Annotated in this window: 25 protein-coding genes and 2 riboswitches; of the genes, 12 read left to right on the top strand and 13 right to left on the bottom strand. The window is 76.4% G+C overall.

Annotation, left to right across the window (positions count from 1 at the left end; translation table 11 throughout):
• The first annotated feature begins 41 nt into the window (after nucleotides 1-41).
• Entirely contained in the window at nucleotides 42-1892 is a 1851-nt protein-coding gene (locus tag ACI790_RS07480) for a diguanylate cyclase domain-containing protein (RefSeq protein WP_456569160.1), read from the top strand.
• Between the two features lie 10 nt (nucleotides 1893-1902).
• On the opposite strand, the gene ACI790_RS07475 is transcribed toward ACI790_RS07480, so the two are convergent.
• The 5 genes from ACI790_RS07475 to msrA all read right to left on the bottom strand — a co-directional run bounded on the left by ACI790_RS07475 (nucleotide 1903) and on the right by msrA (nucleotide 6434).
• Entirely contained in the window at nucleotides 1903-2406 is a 504-nt protein-coding gene (locus ACI790_RS07475) for a MarR family winged helix-turn-helix transcriptional regulator (RefSeq protein ID WP_456569159.1), read from the bottom strand.
• Between the two features lie 46 nt (nucleotides 2407-2452).
• Entirely contained in the window at nucleotides 2453-3460 is a 1008-nt protein-coding gene (locus ACI790_RS07470) for an anti-sigma factor RsbA family regulatory protein (protein WP_456569158.1), read from the bottom strand.
• A gap of 170 nt (nucleotides 3461-3630) precedes the next feature.
• Nucleotides 3631-4761 (bottom strand): methyltransferase, encoded by a 1131-nt coding sequence (locus ACI790_RS07465; protein ID WP_456569157.1) that lies wholly within the window; start codon nucleotides 4759-4761, stop codon nucleotides 3631-3633.
• Between the two features lie 8 nt (nucleotides 4762-4769).
• Complete coding sequence (locus tag ACI790_RS07460; RefSeq protein WP_456569156.1) at nucleotides 4770-5687, bottom strand: haloalkane dehalogenase; 918 nt, start codon at nucleotides 5685-5687, stop codon at nucleotides 4770-4772.
• Between the two features lie 93 nt (nucleotides 5688-5780).
• Complete coding sequence (msrA, locus tag ACI790_RS07455; protein WP_456569155.1) at nucleotides 5781-6434, bottom strand: peptide-methionine (S)-S-oxide reductase MsrA; 654 nt, start codon at nucleotides 6432-6434, stop codon at nucleotides 5781-5783.
• 95 nt (nucleotides 6435-6529) lie between these two features.
• Between msrA and ACI790_RS07450 the strand changes: the two genes are divergently transcribed.
• From ACI790_RS07450 to ACI790_RS07440, 3 genes are read left to right on the top strand one after another with little or no spacing between them, the layout of a single operon-like run.
• The gene (locus tag ACI790_RS07450) at nucleotides 6530-7537 is read left to right on the top strand and encodes an NADP-dependent oxidoreductase (protein WP_456569154.1); all 1008 of its coding nucleotides are present in this window, start codon (nucleotides 6530-6532) and stop codon (nucleotides 7535-7537) included.
• A 42-nt stretch (nucleotides 7538-7579) separates the two neighbouring features.
• Entirely contained in the window at nucleotides 7580-7798 is a 219-nt protein-coding gene (locus ACI790_RS07445) for a hypothetical protein (protein ID WP_456569153.1), read from the top strand.
• On the top strand, nucleotides 7795-8481 hold the full coding sequence (locus tag ACI790_RS07440) for an alpha/beta fold hydrolase (protein WP_456569152.1): 687 nt from the start codon (nucleotides 7795-7797) through the stop codon (nucleotides 8479-8481). The genes ACI790_RS07445 and ACI790_RS07440 overlap by 4 nt, the downstream gene beginning before the upstream one ends.
• 21 nt (nucleotides 8482-8502) lie before the next feature.
• Here the strand turns inward: ACI790_RS07440 and ACI790_RS07435 are convergent, their stop codons facing one another.
• Both ACI790_RS07435 and ACI790_RS07430 read right to left on the bottom strand, forming a co-directional pair.
• The gene (locus ACI790_RS07435) at nucleotides 8503-9087 is read right to left on the bottom strand and encodes a GNAT family N-acetyltransferase (protein WP_456569151.1); all 585 of its coding nucleotides are present in this window, start codon (nucleotides 9085-9087) and stop codon (nucleotides 8503-8505) included.
• A gap of 22 nt (nucleotides 9088-9109) precedes the next feature.
• On the bottom strand, nucleotides 9110-9913 hold the full coding sequence (locus tag ACI790_RS07430) for an SDR family NAD(P)-dependent oxidoreductase (RefSeq protein ID WP_456569150.1): 804 nt from the start codon (nucleotides 9911-9913) through the stop codon (nucleotides 9110-9112).
• Nucleotides 9914-10026: 113 nt separating this feature from the next.
• On the opposite strand from ACI790_RS07430, the gene ACI790_RS07425 reads away from it, so the two are divergent.
• Both ACI790_RS07425 and ACI790_RS07420 read left to right on the top strand, forming a co-directional pair.
• On the top strand, nucleotides 10027-10746 hold the full coding sequence (locus ACI790_RS07425; RefSeq protein WP_456569149.1) for a Mut7-C RNAse domain-containing protein: 720 nt from the start codon (nucleotides 10027-10029) through the stop codon (nucleotides 10744-10746).
• A gap of 97 nt (nucleotides 10747-10843) precedes the next feature.
• Nucleotides 10844-12136 (top strand): Nramp family divalent metal transporter, encoded by a 1293-nt coding sequence (locus ACI790_RS07420; RefSeq protein ID WP_456569148.1) that lies wholly within the window; start codon nucleotides 10844-10846, stop codon nucleotides 12134-12136.
• Nucleotides 12137-12140: 4 nt separating this feature from the next.
• On the opposite strand, the gene thiD is transcribed toward ACI790_RS07420, so the two are convergent.
• The 5 genes from thiD to ACI790_RS07395 form a co-directional block, all read right to left on the bottom strand.
• A complete protein-coding gene (gene thiD, locus ACI790_RS07415) occupies nucleotides 12141-12977 on the bottom strand; it encodes a bifunctional hydroxymethylpyrimidine kinase/phosphomethylpyrimidine kinase (protein ID WP_456569147.1) in 837 nt (278 codons plus the stop codon).
• Complete coding sequence (thiE, locus tag ACI790_RS07410) at nucleotides 12974-13630, bottom strand: thiamine phosphate synthase (RefSeq protein ID WP_456569146.1); 657 nt, start codon at nucleotides 13628-13630, stop codon at nucleotides 12974-12976. The genes thiD and thiE overlap by 4 nt, the downstream gene beginning before the upstream one ends.
• Nucleotides 13627-14397, bottom strand: a complete 771-nt coding sequence (gene thiM / locus ACI790_RS07405; RefSeq protein WP_456569145.1) for a hydroxyethylthiazole kinase — start codon at nucleotides 14395-14397, stop codon at nucleotides 13627-13629. Before thiM ends, thiE begins: the two co-directional genes overlap by 4 nt.
• A gap of 7 nt (nucleotides 14398-14404) precedes the next feature.
• Nucleotides 14405-14501, bottom strand: a riboswitch (TPP riboswitch).
• Nucleotides 14494-15129, bottom strand: a complete 636-nt coding sequence (locus ACI790_RS07400; RefSeq protein ID WP_456569144.1) for a TenA family protein — start codon at nucleotides 15127-15129, stop codon at nucleotides 14494-14496. It overlaps the preceding riboswitch by 8 nt.
• Nucleotides 15126-15716: a thiaminase II/PqqC family protein gene (locus ACI790_RS07395; protein WP_456569143.1), complete on the bottom strand. Its 591-nt coding sequence runs from the start codon at nucleotides 15714-15716 to the stop codon at nucleotides 15126-15128. The genes ACI790_RS07400 and ACI790_RS07395 overlap by 4 nt, the downstream gene beginning before the upstream one ends.
• Before the next feature lie 32 nt (nucleotides 15717-15748).
• Nucleotides 15749-15860, top strand: a riboswitch (TPP riboswitch).
• Between ACI790_RS07395 and ACI790_RS07390 the strand changes: the two genes are divergently transcribed.
• From ACI790_RS07390 to ACI790_RS07365, 6 genes are all read left to right on the top strand, one after another.
• Entirely contained in the window at nucleotides 15850-17169 is a 1320-nt protein-coding gene (locus tag ACI790_RS07390) for a purine-cytosine permease family protein (RefSeq protein ID WP_456569142.1), read from the top strand. It overlaps the preceding riboswitch by 11 nt.
• A complete protein-coding gene (gene thiO / locus ACI790_RS07385) occupies nucleotides 17166-18293 on the top strand; it encodes a glycine oxidase ThiO (RefSeq protein WP_456569141.1) in 1128 nt (375 codons plus the stop codon). Before ACI790_RS07390 ends, thiO begins: the two co-directional genes overlap by 4 nt.
• Before the next feature lies 1 nt (nucleotide 18294).
• Nucleotides 18295-18495, top strand: a complete 201-nt coding sequence (thiS, locus tag ACI790_RS07380) for a sulfur carrier protein ThiS (RefSeq protein WP_456569140.1) — start codon at nucleotides 18295-18297, stop codon at nucleotides 18493-18495.
• A 1-nt stretch (nucleotide 18496) separates the two neighbouring features.
• On the top strand, nucleotides 18497-19324 hold the full coding sequence (locus tag ACI790_RS07375) for a thiazole synthase (RefSeq protein WP_347058794.1): 828 nt from the start codon (nucleotides 18497-18499) through the stop codon (nucleotides 19322-19324).
• Nucleotides 19321-19947 carry a thiamine phosphate synthase gene (locus tag ACI790_RS07370; RefSeq protein ID WP_456569139.1) on the top strand — a complete coding sequence of 209 codons (627 nt, stop codon included), beginning with the start codon at nucleotides 19321-19323 and terminating at the stop codon, nucleotides 19945-19947. The genes ACI790_RS07375 and ACI790_RS07370 overlap by 4 nt, the downstream gene beginning before the upstream one ends.
• A gap of 256 nt (nucleotides 19948-20203) precedes the next feature.
• Nucleotides 20204-20626, top strand: coding sequence for an ATP-binding protein (locus tag ACI790_RS07365; RefSeq protein ID WP_456569138.1), 423 nt, complete (start codon nucleotides 20204-20206; stop codon nucleotides 20624-20626).
• 7 nt (nucleotides 20627-20633) lie between these two features.
• Here ACI790_RS07365 and ACI790_RS07360 read toward each other — a convergent pair whose 3' ends face one another.
• Nucleotides 20634-23171 carry a SpoIIE family protein phosphatase gene (locus tag ACI790_RS07360; protein WP_456569137.1) on the bottom strand — a complete coding sequence of 846 codons (2538 nt, stop codon included), beginning with the start codon at nucleotides 23169-23171 and terminating at the stop codon, nucleotides 20634-20636.
• Nucleotides 23172-24672: the final 1501 nt, after the last annotated feature.

Here is a 24672-nt window from a genome sequence, read left to right as displayed (position 1 = left end):
CCGGGGCTCGACCCGTGGCGGCCGACCGCCGATGGGACCGGGTGACCACCTCCGCGTCCCCGGTTCCGGCCACCGCGCGTGCGGCCTGGCTGCACGCCGGGCTGGCCGTGCTCGTGGTCGCCGCCGTCGTGCCCCTCGTGCCGATCGGCCCCTGGCGGCCCACCGCCGAGATCCCGCTCTTCCTGCTCGGCACCGCCGGCACGCTCACCGCGCTCCGCCGCCACGCCGCGCCCCAGGTCGTCGCCTGGCGGGCGCTCACCGCCGCACTCGTCCTGTTCGCCCTCAGCTCCGCCGTGGAGGCCCCCGCGCTGGCCGGCGTCCTCCCCGGTCCGCTCGCGAGCCTGGAGTCCGCGCTCGACATCGCGGCCTACGCGGCCATGGTGGTGGGGGCGCTCGGTGTGGTGCGCGACGGTCGGCGGACCCGGGACCGGGGCGCGTGGGCCGACACCGCCACGCTCCTGCTGGCCGCCGGCCTCGCCCTGCTGGCCGTCCAGGGTCGGGACCACGTGGTCACCGCCGACCACGTCGAGACGGGCGTGGGCACCCCGCTGCTCACGGTGCTGCTGCTGTTCGTCTGCGTGCCGCTGGCCGTCTCCCGCGGGCGCCGCTCGGTCAGCTCGACGGCCCTGCTGGCCGCCGCCCTCCTCACCGTCGCCGGCTACACCGGCCGGATGCTGTTCGGCGCGCTGCGGGAGGCCCCGCTGCTCGACCCGCTGCCCCTGCTCGCGGTCGCCGCCCTCGTCCTCGCCGGGCGGCACCCGTCCGTCGCGGCGCTCGGCCGGCACCCGGAGTCCGCGCAGGACCCGGCGTCGGGCCGGCTCCTGGGGCTGTGCGTCACCCTGCTGGTGAGCCCCGCGCTGCTGCTGCTCTGGAGCTCCGGGCACGGCGGCATCGGCTACCTGCTCGGCGCGGGCAGCGCGCTGCTCACCGGGCTGGCCCTGTGGCGGCTGGCCGCCCTGAACCGGGAGCGCGAGCGGACCCGGGCCGCCCTCGCCGCCAGCGAGGCGCGGATGCGGCTGCTCCTGGCCAACGCCACCGACGTCATCGCGACCATCGACCCCACCGGCACGATCACCTACATGAGCCCCGCGGCGGAGACCCTGTTCGGCCGCCCCGGCAGCGCGTACGTCGGCCGCTCGGCGATCGAGCTGGCCCATCCGCGCGACCAGGTCCGGCTGCGGGCCGCGGTGGCCGCGGCCGGTGCCGCCGGCGCCGCCGTCGCCGGCTTCGTGGACGCCGACATCCGGGTCCAGCACAGCTCCGGGGGCAGCCGCTGGGTGGAGGTGCGGATCAGCGGCAAGGTGGAGGACGCCGGGTTCGAGGGCTGGGTGGTCAACCTCCGCGAGGTCACCGACCGCAAGCTGTTCGAGGAGGAGCTCCGCCGCCAGGCCCGGACCGACCCGCTCACCGGCCTGCTCAACCGGGCGGCCTTCAACGAGCGGCTGGCCGAGGCCACCGCCGCCGTCGACCCGGCCGCCCCGCCGGCGGTGCTCTTCGTCGACGTGGACGACTTCAAGGGCGTCAACGACACCCTGGGGCACGCCGCGGGCGACGAGCTGCTGCTGGCGGTGGCCGCCCGGCTCTCCGCCGCCGTCCGCGGCGACGACGTGGTGGCGCGCCTCGGCGGGGACGAGTTCGCCCTCCTGCTCACCGACGCCGACGGGGCGCGGCTGCGCGACGTCGCGGACCGCCTGCTCGCCGCGCTGCGGGACCCGGTGGAGCTCGACGGCCGTTCGCTGACGGTGACCGCGAGCGTCGGCGGCGCGCTGGCCGACGCCGGCTGCACCGCCGAGGAGCTGCTGCACCGGGCCGACACCGCCATGTACGCCGCCAAGCGGGCCGGCAAGGATTCCCGGGCCCTGCTCGGCGCCCCCGAGACCGCGCTGTCCTGAGCCGGAGTCCCTAGGGCTCCTGCGGCACCCGGCCCAGGCCGACCAGGACGCGGCGCAGCAGCGTCGCCAGCTGCTCCTGGTCCTCCGCCGGGAGCGCGTCGAGCAGCCGCCGCTCGGTGTCCAGGTGGTCGGGCAGCGCGGCGTCCAGCGCCGCCCGGCCGGCCTCGGTCAGCGTGACGACGACGGCCCGGCCGTCGGCCTCGCTGCGCTCGCGGGTGATCAGGCCCTTCTCCTCGAGCCGGTCCAGCCGCTGGGTGATGGCCCCCGAGGTGACCAGCGCCGTGCGCATGAGCGCGGTGGGGGTGAGCTGGTAGGGCTCTCCCGCCCGGCGCAGCGCCGCCAGCACGTCGAAGGACGGCGCGTCCAGGCCGTGCCGGGCGAAGGTGGCCCGCTGCGCCAGGTGCACCTCCCGCTGGAGCTGGGTGATCCGCCCGACGATGCCCATCGGGGAGCAGTCCAGGTCCGGCCGCTCCCGAGCCCACTGCCGCAGGATCAGGTCGACGGCGTCATCCACGTCGCTCACCGTAGTGGCCTGGCTCACGGGACCCCGGCGCCGCGCGTCAGCGCAGCCGGGTGCTGAGGCGGACGGTGCACCCCGCCGTCCCCGGGAGCACGTCGACGTGGTCCCACAGCTTGCGGGCCAGCCACAGCCCCATGCCGCCGTTGGCGAGGTCCACGCCGTGGGCCGGGCGGAAACCGGCGAAGGGCACGTCGAAGCCGCTGCCCTGGTCGGTCACCGTGCACACCAGCCGGTCGGCGGCGGCCCACACGCGGGCCGAGACCGGCCGGGATCCGTGCCGGAAGGCGTTGGAGGCGATCTCGCTGAGGGCGAAGTGCAGATCGGCCGCCTGGTCCGGATCCGGTACCCGCGCCTCGATCACCCCTCGCAGCTCCCGGCGCAGCCAGGCCAGCGAGGGGGCGTCCGCGATGGCGACGTCCGCCGCGGCCGCCTCCATCGGTTCCCGCGGCAGGGGCAACCGGCGCACGAAGTCGGCCGGCTCCTGGAACTCGGTGCTGGCGCGAGGGTGGCTGCCGGCCATCAGCTCGGGGTGCGTGGCGGCCGCCCCGGCCAGGACCTCGGGCGACAGCACCCGCCGGTCGAACAGGCACAGCGCCGACACCGGCCGGGCGGCGAGGAGCAGGTTCACCGCGGCCTCGTAGCGGAGCCCTTCCCGCCAGTTCCGCGGCTCGGGGCCGAACCCGATCTGGCCGGCGATGCGCAGCCGGCCCGAGCCGGTCTCCCGCGCGCGCCGCATCAGCTCCCAGGTGGCGGCGACGGCGTCGGGGACGGCGGTGTCGAGCAGGCACAACCGCGTGTCGGACCGGACGGACCCGGCCCGCTCGCCCAGCGCCGACGAGACCAGCGCCGCGGTGTCCGGCGGGCAGGACAGGACGACCATCTCGTCGCCGCGCAGGCCCTCGTCCAGGTACGGCAGGGTGCAGGCGAGGAGGTCGTCGTCGGAGCCGACGAGGGCGGCCAGGTGGGTGCGCAGCGGATGCCCACCGGCGGTGACGTGCGGGGGCACCGGGCCGACGACGGCCGCATCCCCTTCCGCCACCTGAGACATCCAGCCCCCTGCGCCATCCGGGACCGGGACCGACCCGGCCGACTGGTTGAGCATTCTGCGACATCATCCGTCACGCTCCGCCGCCGGGGCACGGCGAGACCGGGTTGGTTCACCCCTTGGGGCGGCTACCGGTGCCGACGTCGCGGGCGGGATGTTCCACGTGGAGCACGTCAGCGGCGGCGGGACACCGTGACCGTGAACTTCGGGTCGCGCCCGGCCACCCGCGTCGGCCCGACCACGCGGTTGAGCACCGGCCGGTAGCGCAGCGCGGAGTTGTAGACCGTCCAGAGCTCACCCCCGGGCCGCAGGACCCGCGCCGCCGCCGCGAACAGCCGGTCGGCCGCCGTCGTCACGACCGCGGCGCCGACGTGGAAGGGCGGGTTGCAGACGACGAGGTCGACGCTGCGGTCGGGCACCGTGGCGGCGGCGTCGTCCCGGAGGGCCACGACGCGGTCGGCGACCCCGTTGGCGGCGGCGGTCGCCGCGGCGGAGGCGACCGCCGCCGCGGACTGGTCCACCGCCAGCACCCGCAGCTCCGGCCGGCTGCGCGCCAGCACGGTGGCCAGCACGCCGGTTCCGCAGCCGAGGTCCAGGGCCGTCCGGACGTCGGCGGCCGGCTCCGGCAGCGACCGCAGCAACGCCCGGGTGCCGACGTCGATCTTCGTCCCGGCGAACGCGGCGCCGTGGGCGCAGACGGTCAGCCCCAGGTCGCCGTGCACCTGCTGCCGGGGGAACGACGACGGCCCCGGTCGCGGCCCGCGGGCGACCAGCACCCGCGACTTCTGCCGGGCCAGGGTCGCCGACACCTCCCCGAACGACGCCCCGAGGACGTCGTTCATCGCCAGCGTCATGTGCTTCACCCGGCCGCCCACCAGCACGGTGACGTCGGGGGCCGCGGAGGCGGCGACCACCTCGGCGATCTCGCGCAGCGCGTCGAGCGCCTTGGGCGCCTTGACCAGCACCACCCGGGCGCCGGCGGCGAGCTCCGGGCCCAGTGGCACCGAGCGGTAGCTACCGGCCAGGCCGACCCGCTCGGCGTTCGCGGCCAGCGCCCGCTCCCCCACCAGCAGGTCCTGGCTCACCCGCATGCCGGTGAGCCCGTGCCGGGCGGCCAGCCCCAGGGCCAGCGCCCCGTAGGAGTCGTCGACGACGGCGACCTCCCCGCCGCCGCAGCCGGCGACGAGCTCGGCCGCGAGGTCGAGCAGCAGCCGGTCGGTCGCGTCGACGGCGACCAGGTCGGGCGCCTCGACGTCCGGTGCGCGCCGCAGCGCCCCGAGCACCTCCGCCGCGGAGTCGGGCACGTCCGCGTTCAGGGTCGGGGGGTGGCGGCGACGAGGTCGACGACCACCCGGGCGAGCTCCGGGCCGACGTCCTCCTGGAGGAAGTGCCCGCCCCCGGGCAGCGTCGTGTGCGCCATCCCGCGGGCGCCGGGCACGAGCTTCTGGAACACGCGGTCGCCGCCGCCGGTGATCGGGTCGCCGTCGGAGAACGCCGTCAGGAACGGCTTGTCCCAGCGCGACAGCACCTCCCAGGCGGCCCGGTTGGCCGCCGCCGCCGGGTCCTCGGGCGAGGTCGGCACCAGCGCGGGGAACTGCCGGGCGCCGGCGGTGTACCGGTCGTCCGGGAAGGGTGCGTCGTAGGCGGCGACCACCTCGGGGGAGAGCCCGCCGACGGTGCCGTTGGCGACGATCCGGCCGATGTGGAACTCCGGGCTCTCCTGGGAGAACTGCTGCCAGGCCAGGAAGGCGTCGCTCATCTTCTGGTCGCCGGTCGGCAGGCCGGTGTTGGCGACCACGACGCGGGCGAAGCGGTCGGGGTGCTCCGCGACCAGCCGCAGGCCGATCAGCCCGCCCCAGTCCTGGCCGACGAACGTCACGTCGCGCAGGTCGAGCTCGTCGAGCAGCGCCTGGCGCATCCACGCCACGTGCCGGGCGTAGGTGTAGGCGGCCCGGTCGGCCGGCTTGTCCGAGCGGCCGAAGCCGACCAGGTCCGGGGCGACGACGCGCAGGCCCGCCGCCGTCAGCACCGGGATCATCCGCCGGTAGAGGAACGACCACGACGGCTCGCCGTGCAGGAGCAGCACCGTCTCGCCGTCGGCCGGCCCCTCGTCGAGGTAGGCGACCCGCAGCCGCCCGCCCTCGCCGTCGTCGACCTCGACGTAGCGGGGCTCGTACGGGAAGTCGGGCAGGTCGGTGAACCGCTCGTCGGGCGTCCGCAGGATGTCCATGAACCGGCCTCTCCGTTCCAGGCACAGGAAGCCGTGCCTACGGTCTCGGGGCCTGAACCGTAGGCACAGCTCCCTGGGCGCAGGTGGGGCGGGTCAGACGCCGGGCAGCCCGACGGGGCAGGAGACGCCGGTCGAGTGCACCGGGCAGTAGCCGTTGGGCACCTTGTAGAGGTACTGCTGGTGGTAGTCCTCCGCGTAGAAGAACTCCCCCAGCGGCGCGATCTCGGTGGTGATCTCGCCGTAGCCGGCGGCCTTGAGCCGCTCCTGGTAGGCGTCGCGGGTGGCCACCGCGGCGGCCTCCTGCTCCGGCGAGGCGTAGTAGATCGCCGAGCGGTACTGGGTGCCGATGTCGTTGCCCTGCCGCATGCCCTGCGTCGGGTCGTGGTCCTCCCAGAACGCCTTGAGCAGCTGCTCGTAGGAGGTGACGGCGGGGTCGAAGACGACGAGGACGACCTCGGTGTGCCCGGTACGCGCCGAGCAGACCTCGTCGTAGGTCGGGTTCGGCGTGTACCCGCCGGCGTAGCCCGCCGCGGTCGAGTAGACCCCGGGGAGCTCCCAGAACACCTTCTCCACGCCCCAGAAGCAGCCGGCGCCGAAGACGGCGGTCTGCATGCCGTCCGGGAACGGCGGCTGGATGCGGTTGCCGTTGATCGCGTGCACCTCGGGCACGTGCGGCAGGGGGTCGGGACGGCCGGGCAGCGCGTCCTCGGCCGAGACAGGCTGCGTCTTGAACCGGGAGAACAACATGCCCCGAGCGTAGGCGTCGGCCGCAACCCGGCGGCGCACGACCGGACCGCCCGCTGCAGCCCTGACCTGCACGGGGCAGAGTGGCGGACGTGCCCGTGACGACGCGTGAATGGCAGCTGGCGGCCCGGCCGCACGGCGAGCCGACCCCCGACGACTTCCGCCTGGTCGAGTTGGAGCGGCCCGATCCGGCCGAGGGCCAGATCGTCGTCCGGATGCTCGTGATGAGCGTCGACCCGTACATGCGCGGGCGGATGAACGCCGGGAAGTCCTACGCCGCCAGCTGGGAGATCGGCGAGACGATGAAGGGCGGCGCGGTCGGCCGGGTGGTCGCCTCCCGCTCGCCCGACGTGCCCGAGGGCGCCCTGGTCCTCGCCGACGCGGCCTGGCGGGACGTCGCCGTGCTCGACGCCGCGCACGTCCGGGTGCTGCCCGAGCTGCCGGGCATCCCGCCCAGCTACCACCTCGGCGTCCTCGGGATGCCGGGCCTCACCGCCTGGGCGGGGTTGTTCCGGCTGGCCGCCTTCCGGGAGGGCGACGCCGTCTTCGTCTCCGGCGCCGCCGGCGCGGTGGGCAGCCTGGTCGGCCAGTTCGCGAAGCTGTTCGGGGCCTCGGCGGTCGTCGGCAGCGCGGGCACGCCGGAGAAGGTGCGCTGGCTGACCGAGGACCTGGGGTTCACGGCGGCCTTCGACTACCACGACGGGCCCGTCGCGAAGCAGCTCGCGGCGGCGGCGCCCGGCGGCATCGACGTCTTCTTCGACAACGTCGGCGGCGAGCACCTCGAGGCCGCCATCGGCGCGTTCAACGAGTTCGGCCGGGCCGCGCTGTGCGGGGCCATCTCGGGCTACAACGCCGTCGAGCCGCAGCCCGGGCCGCGCAACATGTTCATGCTCGTGACGAAGAAGCTCAGCCTGCGCGGGTTCATCGTCGGTGACCACGCCGACCTGCGCGACGAGTTCACCGAGCAGGTCGGCGGGCTGCTCACCTCGGGGAAGCTGGTGGTCCGCGAGACCGTCCGCGAGGGGCTGGACAACGCGGTGGAGACCTTCCTCGACCTCCTGCGGGGCGGGAACACCGGGAAGATGGTCGTCAAGCTGGCCGACTGACCCCGCGGTTCCCGGGGACGACGACGGGGCAGAGTGCACCTCATGTGGCTCTTCTTCACCCGCCGACTGCGCATGTGGCTGATCCTGACCGTCGTCGTCCCCCTGGCCACCGGCGTGCTGCGCCGGCTCGGGCGGGCGCTCGAGCAGCGCCGCGGCCCCTCCACGGTCAGCAACGCGCTCCTCAAGGCCGGGGACCTCGGCGACCGCGCCCGGGCGAGCCTGGGCGGCGGCCGCCGGTCCCGCCGATCCCGCCGGGCGTGACCGGGCCGGTCCTCGAGACCCGGCCGGCGACCACCGGACCCCGCGCGGTCGCGCTGTTCTGCCACGGCGGGACGGTGGCCAGCGTGGAGCCGCCCAAGGAGCGCGCCCTGTCGCTGGTGCGGATGCGGGCGATCGAGCACTTCGTCTCCTCGGCCGCCGCCGGCCGGGGGCTCACCACCAGCCTGCTGCGCTACCGGGTGGCCGGCTGGAACGGTGCGGCGGCCGACGCCTACGCCGACGTCCGGTGGGCCCTCGACCGGATCCGCGCCGAGCACGGCGACCTGCCGGTCGTCCTCGTCGGGCACTCGATGGGCGGCCGGGCGGCGCTGCGCGCCGGCGGGCACGACGGCGTCACCGCGGTGTGCGCGCTGGCGCCCTGGACGCCGCCCGGCGAGCCGGTGGCGCACCTGCGGGGCCGCACGGTCGCGATCCTGCACGGCCGGGGCGACCGCTGGGTGCCCGCGCAGCTCTCGGCCGACTTCGCCGTGCGGGCCCAGCAGGCGGGGGCGCGGGTGGCCCGGTTCACCGTCGCGGGCGGGCACAGCATGGTGCGCTCCGCGCACCGCTGGCACGGCTTCACCCGCGACGTCGTCCTGGCCGGGGCAGGGCTGGCGCCGATGCGGCCCGACGTCGCCGAGGCGCTGGCCCGGCCGGCGCCGGAGGGCCTGGCCGTTCCGCTCTGAGGACGCCGCCCGCTCCGGAGCTCAGCCGCGGACGGCGACCTCCGGGGCGGGGTCACCGGCCAGCCGGGCCCACAGCAGCTCGTCGTGCTTCACGCCGTCGCCGTAGCGGAAGGACCGCCGCAGCCGGCCCTCGTAGCCGAAGCCGGCCTTCTCCGCGACCCGCCCGGAGGCGGTGTTCTCCACCGCGTGGCACAGCTCGATGCGGTCGATCGGCAGCGCCCGGAAGGCCCACCGGCAGACGGCGTCGACCGCCGCGGCGGCGAGACCCCGGCCCCGGGCGGCGGGCACCGTCCAGTAGCCGACCTCGGCACCGCCCTGGAGCCGGTCGATGGAGTGCAGCGACACCGACGCCAGCAGCTCCCCGGTCACCGGCTCCACCAGCGCCCACGACGCGTGGTCGCCCGACGTCCAGTCCATCCGGCGGCCGAGCAGCACCAGAGCGTCGGTGCGGGAGGCCACGCCGCCGCCGTTCCAGAGCCGGATGCCGGGGTCCTGGAAGGCCGCCCACACCGCCTCGACGTCGTCCTCCCGCCAGGGCCGCAGCAGGAGCGGGCCGACGGGCAGCTCGACGGGCTCCAGCGGCCCGGGCGGCTGCGGCGGCGTCACGTCCCCGATCGTGCCGGACGGCTCACCCCTCGGCGGAGCCCGGGGCGGCCATCGGCTTCATCGTCTTCGCGGCGGCCGTGTCGGGGGTCACCGCCGACATGCGCCCCATGGCCTTGCTGGCCAGGGAGCCGGCGAACACCGTGGCCTCGCCCTTCATCAGCGCCGCGAAGCCCTGCTCGGCCACCTGCGCCGGGTCGTCCTTCTTGTCCGACGCGCCGAGCTTGGTGTCGGTGAGGTCGGCGCGGTCGAAGAACTCGGTGTCGGTCGGACCGGGAAGCATGGTCGTGACCGTCACGTCGGTGTCGGCGAGCTCCTCGCGCAGCGCCAGCGCCAGCGACTGGACGAACGCCTTCGACGCCCCGTAGACCGCCTGGAAGGGCTGCGGCGCCTGGGACGCGACCGACGAGGTGAACAGGATCCGGCCCTCGTTGCGGACCACCATGTCCTGGGCGATCCGCTTGGCCAGGTGCATCGTCGAGACGCAGTTCAGCGCGACCAGGCGCAGCTCCGCCTCGAGGTCGGTCTCGACGAAGCGGCCGCCGACGCCCACACCGGCGTTGAGGGCGGCCGCGTCGAGCGGGCGGCCGGCGCCACGCACGGCGGCCACCAGCTTCTCCACCTCCTCGCGGCGGGCGAGGTCGGCGCGCACCGGGGAGACGGCGGCGCCCCGCTGGCGCAGCTGCAGGGCCGCCGCCTCCAGCCCGGTGTCCTCGGCCGCGACGATCAGGTCGTAGCCGTGCTCGGCGAACTGCTTGGCCAGCTCGAACCCGATGCCGCTGGAGGCACCGGTGACGAGGGCGAGGGGGCGGACTGCGGTGTCGGGCACGGGACCTCCACGGTCGGACGGGGAACGGCTGATCCGTGCCCAGGGACGGCGCGGTCCACTCCTGGGCCGGCCGCACGTGTCGCCCGGCGGACCGGCCGGGTAGGGGCCCCGGCATGGCCGTGGACGTCGCCGTCGCGGTGCCACCCGCGCTGCGGTTCCTGCTCCCGGCGCGGGACCGCGCCGTCGGCGTCCGGCGGCTGCGGTTCGATCCCGACGCGACGCTCGGCCACCTGGTGCGCGCAGCGGGCGTGCCGCCGACCGAGGTCGGCTCCCTGCGGCTGGACGGGGAGCCGGCCGCCTCCGCCGCCCGGGCCCGGCCGGGCAGCACCCTGGTGATCGAGGAGCGCGCCCGCCCGCAGGCCGCGCCGCCGGGCGGCTACCTGCTCGACGTCGGCCTCGGCGCGCTGGCCCGCCGGCTGCGGCTGCTCGGCCTGGACGCGTCCTGGTCGAACCGGGCCGAGGACGCCGACCTCGTGGCCCGCGCCGCCGCGGAGGACCGGGTGCTGCTCACCCAGGACCGCGGGCTGCTGATGCGCGCGGCCGTGCGGCACGGGGCCCTCGTCCGCGGCGCGGGCACCGAGGCGCAGCTCGCCGACGTCCTGGACCGCTTCGCGCCGGCGCTGGCGCCGCTGACCCGGTGCCCCGCCTGCGGCGGCGTCGTCCGGCCGGTGCCGAAGGCCGAGGTCGCCGAGCTGCTCGAGCCGGGCACGCGGCGCAGCGTCGACGAGTTCGCCCGGTGCACCGCCTGCGGGCAGGTGTACTGGCGCGGCGCGCACGCCCGCCGCATCGACGCCCTCGTGCGCGCAGCGGGGGCGCGGGCAAGGCCAGCCTGACCTTGGCCCCCGGGGGCCACCGGTCGGCCCCGGCGTGACACCCCGGCCGGGCAGGACAGGAGCGACCGCCCAGTCCCGAACCGCCTGCGAGGCCGCCGTGTACCTGTCGAAGACCGAGGCCGCCGTCCTCCCCACGACGCTGGGGGCGCCCGCGCGCCCCGCACCGCCCGCTCCGGGCCGGCGCCGGCTGTGGTCGATGCTGGGCCCGGCCTTCGTCGCCGCCGTCGCCTACGTCGACCCGGGCAACTTCGCCACCAACTTCTCCGGCGGTGCGGCGTTCGGGTACACGCTGCTGTGGGTCATCGTCGCGGCGAACCTCATGGCGATGCTCATCCAGTCGCTGACGGCGAAGCTCGGGCTGGCCACCGGCCGCGACCTGGCCACGCTCTGCCGCGAGCGCCTCCCCCGGCCGGTCACCTGGGGCCTGTGGCTGCAGGCGGAGGCGGTGGCCATCGCCACCGACCTCGCCGAGATCGTCGGCGGCGCGGTGGCGCTGAACCTGCTGTTCGGGGTGCCGCTGCCGATCGGCGGGCTGATCACGGCCGTCGTCGCCTTCGTCCTGCTGGCGGCCCAGTCCCGCGGGCACCGGCCCTTCGAGCGGGTCATCACCGGGCTGCTGCTGGTCGTCGGCCTCGGCTTCGGCTACACGCTGATCGGCGCCGGCGTCGACCTGGGCGGCGTGGCCGGCGGGATGGTGCCCTCGTTCGAGGGTGCGGACAGCATCGTGCTGGCCACCGGCATCCTCGGCGCCACGGTCATGCCGCACGTCATCTACGTGCACTCCGCGCTGACCCCCGGCCGCTACGGCGACGCGGTCACCGCCGGCCGCACCCACCAGGGACGACGGCGGCTGCTGCGGGCCCAGCGGCTGGACGTGCTGCTGGCGATGGGCCTGGCCGGGCTGGTCAACGCCGCGATGCTGATCATCGCCGCGCAGCTGTTCACCAGCGGCAGCGGCGCCGACACCCTCGAGGGCGTGCACGCCGGGCTGGGCGACCAGCTCGGCACCGGGGCGGCGCTCGCCTTCGCCCTCGCGCTGCTGGCCTCCGGGTTCGCCTCCTCCTCGGTCGGCACGCACGCCGGTCAGGTGGTCATGGCCGGGTTCCTGCGCAAGCACATCCCGGTGCTCACCCGCCGGCTGATCACCCTCGCCCCGGCGCTGGCGGTGCTCGTGCTCGGCGGCGACCCGACGACCGCCCTGGTGTGGTCCCAGGTGGTGCTCTCCTTCGGCATCCCGTTCGCGCTGGTCCCGCTGCTGTGGCTGACCAGCCGCCGCGACCTGATGGCCGGCTGGGTGAACCGCCGGATCACCACGATCGCCGGCGCCGTGATCGCGGCGCTCATCATCGGGCTCAACGCCCACCTGCTCCTCGGCCTGGTGACCGGCTGACCCGCTAGGCGTCCCAGATGCCGGCGAAGTGGTGCACCGGCCCGTGCCCCGAACCGACGCCCAGCGCCTCACCCCCTGCCAGCGCGACCTGCAGGTAGTCGCGGGCACCCTCGACGACCGGCGCCCAGTCGGCCACCTCGACGGAGACGTCCACCGACCCGGCGCGACGGCGGGCCAGCAGGGCGGCGATCGCCGACGACAGCGTGCAGCCGGTGCCGTGCGTGGCCCGGGTGTGCAGCCGTGGCCGCACGAACGTCAGGACGTCGTCCGCGGTGGCCAGGACGTCGACGCTCTCGGCCCCGCCGAGGTGCCCGCCCTTGAGCAGGACCGCCCGCGGGCCGAACTCCAGCAGCGCCCGTGCCTGGGCGGGCAGCTCGGCGGCCGTTGCAGCCGGCGGTACGTCGAGCAGTGCCGCCGCCTCCGGCACGTTGGGTGTGATCAGGTCGGCCACCGGCAGCAGGACGTCGCGCACGGCGGCGATCGCGTCCTCGTCCACGAGCCGGTCACCGCTGGTGGCGACCATCACCGGGTCGACCACCACCGGCCCGGCGGCCCGGCCGGTCAGTGCGGCGGCCACGGCCTGGACGACGTCGGCCGTGCCGAGCATGCCGGTCTTCGTGGCGTGCACCGTCACGTCGTCGAGGAGCGTGCCGATCTGCTGGGCCACGAACGCCGCCGGCACGGGGTGCACTCCGGTGACGCCCCGGGTGTTCTGCGCGGTCAGCGCGGTGAGGACGGCGGTGCCGTAGACGCCCAGCGCGCTGAAGGTCTTCAGGTCCGCCTGGATGCCGGCCCCGCCGCTGGGATCGCTGCCGGCGACGGTGAGCGCGACGGGCGTCATGCCGGCTCCCGCCCGGCGAGGGCCGACCGCAGCGACCGGGCCGCCGCCTGCGGATCAGGGGCGGCGCAGATGGCGGACACCACGCAGATCCCGTCCACACCGGTCACCTGCGGAGCCCGGACGGCGTCGATGCCCCCGATCGCCACCGTGCGCAGGCCACCGCGCCGGGCGGTGGCGGCGAGGGCGGCGACCCCCGCCGGTCCGAGGCCGGCGCCGGCGTCGGGCTTGGTCGGCGTCGACCACACCGGGCCGACGCCGACGACGTCGACCGTGCCCGGCGGGAGCGCCAGCGCGACGGCCAGCTCCGCCTCGTCGCCGGTCGAGAGACCGAGCAGCCGGTCCGGCCCGATCAGCGCCCGCACCTCCGCGGGCGGCAGGTCGTCCTGGCCGACGTGCACCCCGTCCGCCCCGGCCAGGAGCGCGACGTCGACCGCGTCGTTCACGAACAGCGCCACCCCGGACGTGCCGGCCAGCGCCTCGCGCACGGCCACCGTCAGGTCGTACAGCTCCCGCCGCGACGCCGTCTTGTCCCGGACCTGCACGGCCGTGACGCCGCCGGCCACCGCGGCCCGGACGACGTCGGGGACGCCCCGGGCCCCGGCCAGTGCCGTGTCGGTGACCAGGTAGAGCGTGGGGTCGAAGGCCGGCCTCACCCCGTCACCTGCGCCGGGCCGAGGTCGGTCACCGCATCGAGGGTGTCGAGCCAGAGCGGGGCGAAGGTGCCGGGCCCGGCGGCGACGGCGGCCGCGGCCTCGGCGGCTAGGGCGACGTGCGCGTGGGCGGCGACTGCTCCGGTCAGCGCGTCGCCGGCGACCGCGACGTAGGCGGCGACCAGCGCGCCGAGGGCGCACCCGGCCCCGGTGGTGCGGGTGAGCAGGGCCGACCCGCCCCCGATCCGCACGGTGCGGGACCCGTCCGTCACCAGATCGACCGGCCCGCTGACCGCCACCACCCCGCCGGTGCGCGCCGCCAGCACCGTGGCGGCCTCCAGCGCGTCGTCGGCGGTCGCCGTCGAGTCCACCCCGCGCCCGCCCGCCCCGGCGCCGGCCAGCGCCAGCACCTCCGAGGCGTTGCCGCGGACGACGGCGGGCCGGGAGTCGAGCAGCTCGGCGGCCAGGTCGGTGCGGAAGGCCAGCCCGCCCACCGCAACCGGGTCGAGCACCCAGGGCGTCCCCGCCGCGGCGGCCGCCCGCGCCGCGAGCCGCATGGCGGCAGCGGTGCGCTCGTGCACCGTGCCGAGGTTGACCAGCACCGCCGAGGCCACGGCCGCGAAGCCCTCGGCCTCCAGCGGCTCGTCCACCATCGCCGGAGCGGCTCCCACGGCGAGCAGCGCGTTGGCGGTGAGCGTCTGCACCACGGTGTTGGTCAGGCAGTGCACCAGCGGCACGGCATCGGTCAGCGCCGATCGGGCAGTGGTCAACGCAGCGGCATCCACGCCGTGACATCCCTTCGCCAGCATGACCTGGTCAGGTTCGACGGGTGTGCTCTCAGTCCGCACGACGGCGGACACCCCGTGTCACTCGGCGGCGACGGTACCCCACCCCCGGGCGGCGGCGCCGAAGAAGTCCACCTCCAGCTGCATCGCCCGGCGGTACGCCCGCCGCACCGCCGGGGTGTCCGTAGCCGTCCGGTCGAGCAGCGCCTCCAGCGTCGTGGCCAGCTGCTCGAACCCCGGGTCGGCGTAGGTGTCCACCCACTCCCGGTAGGGCCCGCCCGCCCGCGGCGCCAGCGCCTGGCCGAGGTGGGCGTAGAGCCGCATGCACGGGACCATGGCCGCGCAGGTCTCCCCGACGTCGCCGAGCGCGGCCGTGGCCAGCAGGAACTCGGTGTAGGCCAGCGTCGCCGGCGCGGGCTCCACGTCAGCCAGGTCGATGCCCCACCGGGCGGCGTAGCCGTCGTGCAGGCGCAGCTCGTCCCGCACGCCGCCCAGCAGGTCGGTGAACGTCTCCAGCGTGCCCCGGTCGCGGCTGTGCGCCACCCCGAGGGCGTAGGCGCGGGCGAACGCCTCCAGGAAGAACGCGTCCTGGGCGACGTATCCGGCGAAGCGCTCGCGGGGCAGCGACCCGTCGGCGATCCCCGTCACGAGCGGGTGCGCCAGGGCGGCCCGCGCGAGGTCGGCGCTGCCGGACCACAGCGCGGCTGAAAGCGTCATGCGGGCAGCGCCGTCTGCCAGAACGCCGTCTCGGCGTCGACGACCTCGAGGAAGACCCCGTCCCCGGCCGGCCCCGCCTCGTCGGCGGCCGCCTCGAGCCCGGCGACGTACGCGGCGAACCCGGGAACGGTCCAGTGCTCGACGAACGCGCGGTAGGCCGGTGCGCCGGGCAGGGCCCACGACCAGGCGTCGAGATAGGTCCGCTCGATCGTCCACAGGGCGGTCAGCGCGGTCGGGACGTCGGCGTCGTCGAGACGCGCCAGCAGCCGCGCGTAGGCCTCGGTGGCCGGGAGCCGCGGCCGGCCCAGGTCCAGCCCCCGCGCGGCGGCCTGCCCGTCGAACCAGGCCAGCTCCTCGACCAGCGCGACGCACCCCGCGGCCAGCACCGGCTGCGCGGCGCGTGGGGCGCGTGCCAGCAGCCGCGCCTGGAAGCGCAGCAGGTCGGCGACGAAGTGCGCGTCCTGCACCAGCCAGGTGTCGAACGCGGCCTCGGGCACGGTGCCGTCGCGGACGGCCGAGAGGAAGGGATGTCGGGTGGCTCGGCCCCACGCACCGGCGTGGCGGGCGAGCAGGTCGATGACCGGCACGGCCGGGAACCCTACGGCGTGCGTATGGTGGCAGCGCCATGTGCGGGAGCTCGGGTCACCGGGCTGAGAGGGCGACTGGACACGTCGCCGACCGCTGGAACCTGTCCGGGTAATGCCGGCGTAGGGAGCGACCATGAGCACGTCGGACGACGTCCGGACCACAGAAGCACCCCTCACCCTCGGCGAGGCGCCACCACCCACGCTCGGCCTCCGGGACACGTTCGGCCTCTGGGCGAACCTCGGCGTCAGCCTGCTGCTGCCGGTCGCGGCCGTCTTCGTCGTGCTGCCGGGCCGGCCGCTGTGGGTGACCCTCTCCGCCATCGCCGTGGGTGCGGTCATCGGATCGGTCCTGCTGGGGCTGGTCGCGGCAGCGGGTGCGCGGGAACGCGTACCGGGGATGGTGCTGCTGCGCGGCCTGCTCGGCCGGCGCACGTCCTGGCTGCCGACCGCGTTCAACCTCGTCCAGTGCATCGGCTGGGCGACGTTCGAGATCGTCATCATCGCCGAGGCCGCGTCGCGGGTGCTCGATGCACCCCGCTGGCCGTTCGTCCTCGCCGCGGGGGTGCTCGCGACCGCGATGGCGCTGCGGCCGCTCGGCGTCGTCCGCGTCCTGGCCCGCTACGCGGTCTGGGCCGCGCTGGCCGCCGTGGTCTACCTGTTCGTGCAGGTGCTGGCCGAGCCGCTGCCCCCGCTCGAGGGCGGCGGGGCGACGTCGTTCTGGACGGCGGCCGACATCGTCATCGCGCTACCGGTCTCGTGGCTGCCGCTGGCCGCCGACTACACCCGCCACGCGCGCAGCACCCGGGCCGCCGGCGTGGGCGCGGGCGTGGGTTACGGGCTCGCCACGGTCGCCATGTTCACCCTCGGCGTGCTGGCGCTGGCCGCCTACGGCAGCGGCGGGCTCGACGTGATCGACGCGCTGCTGGCCGTGCCGCTCGGCGCGCTGGCGGTGCTGGTGCTGGTCACCGTGGAGCTCGACGAAGCCTTCGCCAACGTCTACTCGACCGCGGTGTCCGCGCAGAACGTCGTCGGCCGGCTCGACCGGCGGGTGCTGGCGGTGGCCGTCGGCGGCGTCGCGACGCTGCTGGCCTTCAGCCTCGACGTGGTCGCCTACGAGCCGTTCCTCTTCCTCATCGGCGCGGTGTTCGTGCCCCTGGCCGGCGTGCTGCTGGTGGCGTACTGGCTGACCCCGCGCGGGGGCTGGGACACCTCCGACACCGCGCCGGCCCGGCCGCTGTACCTGCTGCCGTGGGTCACCGGGTTCGTCGCCTACCAGCTGACGCTGCCCACCTACTTCCCCGGGCCGGGCTCGGGCTGGACGGCGTGGTGGGGCGCGCGGCAGGCCGACCTCGGCATCGATCCGGGCAACGGGTGGTCGGCGTCCCTGGTCGGTCTGGCGGTGGCCGTCGCCCTGACCGTGCCCGTCGCGCTGGCCGCCCGACGCCGCCGATGACCGACGTCGTCGTCGCCGGCGGAGGGCTGATCGGGCTGGCGGTGGCCTGGCGGGCCGCCCGCCGGGGCCTGTCGGTGACCGTCGTCGACGACGCCCCGGGGGCGGGCGCGTCGGCCGCCGCGGCCGGGATGCTGGCGCCGGTGGCCGAGGCCGGCTACCGCGAGGAGGGCCTGCTGCGGCTCGGCCTGGCCTCGCTGGCGAGCTGGCCGGCGTTCGCCGCGGAGCTGGAGGCGGCCTCCGGCGTCGCGGTGGGGCTGCGCACCGCCGGCACCCTGGTGCTCGGCTTCGACGAGGACGACGTCCGCGAGCTGGACTCGCTGCTGAGCTTCCAGCGGGAGCTGGGCCTGGCCGCCGAGCGGCTCCCCCCTCGGGAGACCCGCCGCCGGGAACCCGCGCTCACCCCGCGCGTCCGCGGTGGGCTGCTGGTCGAGGGCGACCACTCCGTGGACGGTCGCGCCGTGCACGCCGCGCTGCTGGTCGCCGCCGGGGCGACGGGCGTGGAGCTGGTGCGCGAGCGGGTGGCGGAGGTCGTCGTCGAGGACGACCGGGCCGTCGGCGTGCGGCTGGTGTCGGGCGGGCTCGTCCCGGCCCGGACCACCGTGCTGGCCCTCGGCGCGCACAGCGGCGCCCTCGCCGGCGTCCCGCCGCTGCCCGTGCGGCCGGTGAAGGGGCAGATCCTGCGGCTGGCCGGGGCCGACGGCCTGCTGCAGGGCACCGTCCGGGCGCTGGTCCGCGGCCGGCACGTCTACCTCGTCCCGTACGGCGACGGCGGGTTGATCGTGGGGGCAACCGTGGAGGACCGTGGCTTCGACGCCCGCGTCACCGCCGGCGGCGTGCACGACCTGCTGCACGACGCGATCGAGGTCGTGCCCGAGGTGGAGGAGCTGGAGCTGGCCGAGACCCTGGCCCGCTGGCGCCCGGGCACCCCGGACAACGCCCCGCTGCTGGGTCCGTCGTCGCTGCCCGGCCTGGTGCTCGCCACCGGCCACCACCGCAACGGTGTGCTGCTCACCCCGGTCACGGCGGAGGCGACCGGCGAGCTGCTGTCCACCGGCGCGCTGCCGCAGGTGGCCGCGCCGTTCACCGCCGACCGGTTCGCCGTCGGCACGTCGGAGGGACGCTGAGATGCAGGTGACCGTCAACGGCGAGATCGTCGAGCTGGGCGACGGCGCGACCGTGGCCGACCTGGTGGCGGCCCGTGCCGGCGGGCACGACCGCGTCGCCGTGGCCCGCAACGGCGACGTCGTCCCGCGCAGCAGCTGGGCGCAGACCCCGCTGGCACCCGGCGACGCCGTCGAGGTGCTGGCCCCGACCGCAGGAGGCTGAGATGACGACCGACGACGTGCACACCGAGGGCTTGGCGTCCGCGCTGGCGCGGGAGGAGACGGCCGACCCGTTCCTGCTGGGCGGGCAGACCTTCCGCTCGCGGCTGCTTCTCGGCACCGGCGGGGTACCCAGCCTGGAGGCGCTCGAGGCCGCGGTGCGCGCGTCGGGCACCCAGCTGGTCACCGTGGCGCTGCGCCGGGTGGAGGCTTCGGCGTCCGGCTCGATGATGCAGGTCCTGGAGCGTGCCGGGGTCCAGCTGCTGCCCAACACCGCCGGCTGCCGGACCGCCAGGGAAGCCGTGCGCACCGCCCGGCTGGCCCGCGAGGCGTTCGGCACCCCTTGGGTGAAGCTCGAGGTGATCGGCGACGACCGCACGCTGCTCCCCGATGCCGTCGAGCTGCTCGACGCCGCCGAGCAGCTGGTCGCCGAGGGTTTCACCGTGCTCGCCTACACCACCGACGACCCGGTGCTCGGTCGCCGCCTCGCCGACGCCGGCTGTGCCGCGGTCATGCCGCTGGGCTCCCCGATCGGCAGCGGTCTGGGGATCCGCAACCCGCACAACATCGCCCTCCTGCGCGAGGCGGTCGCCGTACCGGTGGTCCTCGACGCCGGCATCGGCACCGCCTCCGACGCCGCGCTGGCCATGGAGCTCGGCTGTGACGCGGTGCTGCTGGCCTCGGCCGTCACCCGCGCCCGCGATCCCGAGCGCATGGCGCTGGCGATGCGCCAGGCGGTCGAGGGCGGCCGCTCGGCGAAGCTCGCGGGTCGCATCCCGCGCCGCTGGCACGCCGAGGCCTCGACGTCGTTCGAGGGTCTGCCCGGGCTGTGACGGTTCCCCGACTGCTCGTCATCACCGACCGGACACAGGCGTCCCGGCCGTTGCCGGACGTGGTGGCCGCAGCCGTGGCCGCCGGCGCGCGGGCGGTGCTGCTGCGGGACAAGGACCTGTCCCTCGGGGATCGGCGCGCCCTGGCCGGGAAGGTCCGTGCGGTGCTCGACCCGGTGGGCGGCCTGCTGGTGTGGGGCGGCGCGGCCGGGGCGCCGGCAGGCACGGCGGTGCACCTGTCGGCCGACGACCCGTTCCCAGCGGTGCGCCCTCCGCTGGTGGGGCGCTCCTGCCACTCGGCGGCCGAACTGGCCCGGGCGGCAGCCGAGGGCTGTGACTGGGTCTCCCTCTCCCCGATCTTCCCCACGTCGTCCAAGCCCGGTTACGGCCCGGCGCTCGGACTCGACGGGCTGGCGGCACTGGTCCCGGAGGCGCCGCCGGTGCTCGCCCTGGGCGGCGTGCGACCGGAGCACGTCCCCGGCTGCCTGGTTGCCGGCGCTCACGGCGTCGCCGTCATGGGAGCGGCCATGCGGGAGCCCGCCGTCGTGGCCGACCACCTCGCTGCGCTCGCGAGAGCCACGGGCGCAGCAGGGGACCGCCTCGGCGCTGGGAGTGCGGGAGCCTGATGCGGGCGTGCTCGCCCGACTGTCCACGGCGACGCCGGACATGGCGCTCCACCACGCCCGCACGGGAACGCTGTGGTCCTTCGCCGCGCGTCGTCAGCGGTCTGACCCAGGGTGCTCGCGAGAAGCACGCCGAATCGGCTGACCCTCTCCGGTGTTGTGATCTGGGCTACTTCAGGTTTGATCCGGCCCGCAGGAGCCGATACGAGGTTGTTCGGTCGGCACACGCAGCACGTCGGCCCGAGACCGAGGAGCACGGGTGACAGGGCAGGCGGCCGGCACCATCTGGCCGTCGGCGTTCCCGCCTCCGGCCGAGACCGTGCTCTCCTGGCAGCTGCGGACCGTCGCGGAGCTCCCCGCCGTCCGCGCCGAGGTCCGGGAGCGCGTGGACGGGTCCGCGGTCGAGGACCTCCTCGACAAGCTGGTGCTGGCCCTGGACGAGATGGCCTCCAACGCGCTGCGCCACGGCGGCGGGAACGTCCGGGCGGCGCTGCGCAGCACCGGCAGCGCGTTCGTCGTCGAGGTCTCCGACGAGGCGGCGCAGACCCCGCCGACGCCGGCGGTCGGCCGCGACCCCAGCCTCGGGGGCCTGGGGCTCTACCTCATCGCCGAGCTCGCGCCGAAGCACGGGTGGTATGTCGGCGACGGCGCCAAGCACGTCTGGGCCCTGCTCGCGGACTGAGCCCGTCTCAGTCCTGCGGGTGCAGCCGGATGGCCACCAGGGCGACGTCGTCCTGCAGCCCCTCGGGCCGCAGCCGCTCGATCACCGCGTCGCACAGCTCCGGCAGCGGCCGCCCGGCCAGCTCGCCCAGCGCCGCCCTCAGCCGGGCCGTGCCCTCGTCGAGCGAGAGGTCGCGGCCCTCCACCAGGCCGTCGGTGTAGAGCAGCACGGTCGTGCCGCGTGGCACGGTCACCACCGTCTCGGTCCGCCGCGCCCCGGCATCCACCCCGAGCATGAGCTCGGCCCGCTCGCCGGCCAGTTCCTCGATCCGGCCGTCCGGCCGGAGCACCAGCGGCGGCGGGTGCCCGGCGTTCGACCAGCGCAGCCGCGTCACGCCCGCGGCCCGCTCCCCGGCGGTCTGCTCGATGCGCACGATCGCCGCGGTCGCCAGCGTGCCCATGCCCAGCCCCTGGACGGCGGCGTCGAGGTCGGTCAGGACGGCGGCGGGCCCCATGCCGGCCCGGTAGCCGATCCCCCGTAGCATGCCGCGCAGCTGCCCCATGGCCGCGGCTGCCTCGGTGTCGTGGCCGACGACGTCGCCGATCACCAGCATCGTGGCGCCCGACGGCTGCACGAAGGCGTCGTACCAGTCGCCGCCGACCTCGGCGACGGCCATCGCCGGGTGGTAGCGCACGACGATCTCGGAGTGGTCGGGCTGCGGCGGGGCGGTGAGGAGGCTGCGCTGCAGCCCCTCGGCCAGCCGCCGCTGCTGCTCGTAGAGGCGGGCGTTGTCCAGCGCCAGCGCTACCCGCCCGGCGACGTCCCGGGCCGTCGCGACGTCCTCGTCCCCGGGCACCGGCCGGTCGGCCGAGCGGTAGATGCTGAGCGCGCCGAGGGTCCGGCCGCGGACCGCCATCGGCAGCGTCACCGCCGACCGGGGGGCCAGCGCCCAGAACGCCTCGCTCACCGGGCCCGGCGGCAGGGTGCGGCCGACGGCGGCGGCGACGTCGGGGACGACGAACACCTGGCCGGACGCCAGTGCCCGCAGGACGGGGGCGTCGGGCTGCAGGGCCGCCAGCCGGGTGGCCGCGTACCGGGCCACCAGCTCCCGGAGGTCCGGGTCCCGGTGCGAGCTGGCGACGTCGCGCATCCGGCCGTCGGCGTCGACGAAGCTGAGGATCACCCAGTCCCCCAGCTCCGGGACGAGCAGCCCGGCGACCCGCTGCAGCGCGGCCTCCTCGTCCACCCGGCTGTCGAGCGAGGCTGCCATCGCCGTCGTGGTGTGCGCGACCAGCGCGAGCCGGGCGGCGCTGCGCCGCGCCTGCTCCTCGGCCGCCCGCCGTTCGGTCACGTCGAGGAAGGACACCGACAGGCCGTCGGGCGTAGGCCAGGCGCGCACCTCGAACAGCGCGTCCAGCGGCAGCGGGTAGTACGCCTCGAACACCTGCTCCCGGCCCGTCGACACCGCCGCCCGGTAGTGCCGCTCGAAGTCGCTGCCCACGGCCGCGGGGAACAGCTCCCAGACCACTCCGCCGATCAGCTCCTCGCGCGGGATACCCAGCACCCGCTCGGCCTCGGCGTTGACGTAGGAGAAGCGCCACTCCCGGTCCAGGGAGAAGAACGAGGCCTTCATCGCCTCCAGCAGGCGGGCGATGCGGACGTCCTCCTGCCGCTGGGGCGTGGTGTCGTAGCTGGCCCCGAGCAGCCGGACGGCGGTCCCGTTGTCGCCGGCGACCGCCCGGCCGCTGCCCCGCACCCAGCGGGTCCCCCCGGTCGGCAGCACGACGCGGAACTCGGCGTCGTATTCCCCGCACTCGTCGACGGCCGCCTGCAGCGCGTCCATCGTCCGCTCCCGGTCGTCGGGGTGCACCCGCGCCGCGAACGAGTCGATCGTCTCGTCGAAGTCGGCCCGCTCGTAGCCGAACAGGGCGAGCAGCCGGTCGTCCCAGAGCAGCCGCCCGGTCTCCAGGTTCCAGTCGAAGCTGCCGATGCCGGCGGCGTCGATGGCCAGCTCGAAGCGCAGCCGGTGGGCCTCGTACTCCGCCGTGAGCGCCATGAGCTGCAGCTCCGTGCCCACGGAGTCGGCGAGCTGCCGGAGCAGGGCGACGTCTCGGTCGGTCCAGGGGCGTGCCTGGGCGCCGTACGCGCACAGCGCGCCGATCGGCTCGCCGCCGGCGATCCCGAGCGGGATCCCGAGATAGGCGCCGACCTCCCCCGACCGGACGGGGGCGCGGTCGGACACCCGCTCGTCCCGCGTGGCGTCCGGCACGACGAGCGGCTCGCCGAGGGTGACCGCGACGGCGCACAGCGAGTCGGCCAGCGGCAGCCGGGCCCCGATGCCGCCCGGCGGCAACCCGGTGCCGGCCACCGCGGTCTGCACCTCGCCGACGAGGGACACCTGGGCGGAGTCGCAGTCGAGCAGCCGGGTGGCCAGGTCGGTCAGCCGCTGCAGGCTGCGCGAACCGAGCGCCTCCCCGGCCAGCCGGCGCACCAGGTCCGCGCGGTCGCCCGTTCCGGCGTGGGCCCCCTGGGGGGCCGGCCCGTCGGAGAGCTCGGCGGCGGTCACGGGGGCTTCCCTCCACAGACGGTCCGCGGTAGCCGACGGCACGGTTGCTCCGGTACGCGGCGAGGGGTAGATCGTTTCACACCGCCGCACCGGCGGTGCGCGTCGAGGGCGGGGGGAGCGGAGGCAGGACGGCGGGCGCTGCCCGGGAGCCGGGGCGGGCGCCCGGCCGGGGGCCGGGGCGGGCGCCCGGCCGGGGGCCGGGGCGGGCGCCCGGCCGGGGGCCGGGCCGTCGAGCGGTCCGGCCCGCTCCGGCGGGGCGCCCGCCGTCCGGCGGGAAGAGCGGACGGGAGGCTCCGTCCACCGGCGCGTGCCCACGGTTCCCGGGGCGTCGTCCCGGCGCTGTCCCGGAGCGCCGGTCCCTGGACGTCCGGCCCGGACCCGGGACGTCCGCACCCCTGCCGGCGGGCGGGCCGGTGGCGCACCGGGCCGCACCGGGCCAGGCCCCGGCCGGTCAGAGACCCGGCTGGTCGCGAGGAGCATCGCGCCAGCGGGCACCGGCAGGAGACCTGTCGTCCACCTCGCGGGACGGTTCCGGGTCCGCGGGCCGGACCGCCGGCGATCCGTGCCTCCCTGGAGGGTCCGCGCGCTGCCTGGCGAGCAGGAGCCGTGCGGGGGGGACGAGGCCGGATACGTCGGGCGGAGCGGTCTGCGGGCGCCCGGAGGGGCACCGTCGGAGGTGGGCCAGGTGCGGCCGAGGTCGGCCGAGGGGGGGACGTGCTCGGGAACCGAGTCGACGATCCGCGCCACCCGGGGAAGGGGGTGGCCGGTTCCGGCGTGCTCGACAGGAGAGCGGAGGACGGCGGTCCGCGGCTGGATGCCGTGGTCGCGCGGCGCGTTCAGCTCGGCGCGGTCGGCGCCGGGCGGGGGTGCGACGAGGGTGCCCGCACGGGGAACGGACCGGGATCGGAGCCGTTCGCGGGCCAGGTTCGTCGCGGGGGGAGGGGCGAACCCCGGACCGGGTGGCCGGACGGATCGCCCCGGGCCCCGGCGCCACCGGACCCTCCGGGGGATCTCGGTGCCGGCACCCCGGAGGTGCGGCCCTGGCCGGAGGTGCGGACCGGGAGAGACGGCGGCGTGGACCGCGCCCCGTACCGACCCGAGGACGACCGGTCCCGCGGGAGCCGCGAGCCGACGCGTGGCTGCGACCGTGCCGGGGGTTCCGGAGAGCTCGGGGAGGTGGGACGGGCGGTCGCGTCAGGTGCGGCCGTACCGGTTCGCGACCCCGGCGACGAGGCCGGTCCCGCGGGAAGGAGCGCCGCGGCGGGGGAAGACGCCACGGGCTGGATCGAGGGGGTGCTGGGCAGCTCGCGCAGCACCACGGGCGCGTCGACGTCGCGCGGCGCCGGGCGGGCGGGTCCACCCCAGGCGAGGTGCGCACCGTCCCCGGCGCCCCACAGGGCCATCCGGCGGGTGAAGGCGCGCACGGTGGCGCGGCGGCGACCCGGCACCGGGGCGGCGTGCGCGGGCACCCGCCAGGCCAGGTTCTCGCCCTGCTCGCCGG

Source organism: Blastococcus sp. SYSU DS0539 (assembly GCF_054050855.1).
Note: the sequence above shows the minus strand (reverse complement) of the source record. Positions and strands in the feature narration are given on the sequence as shown.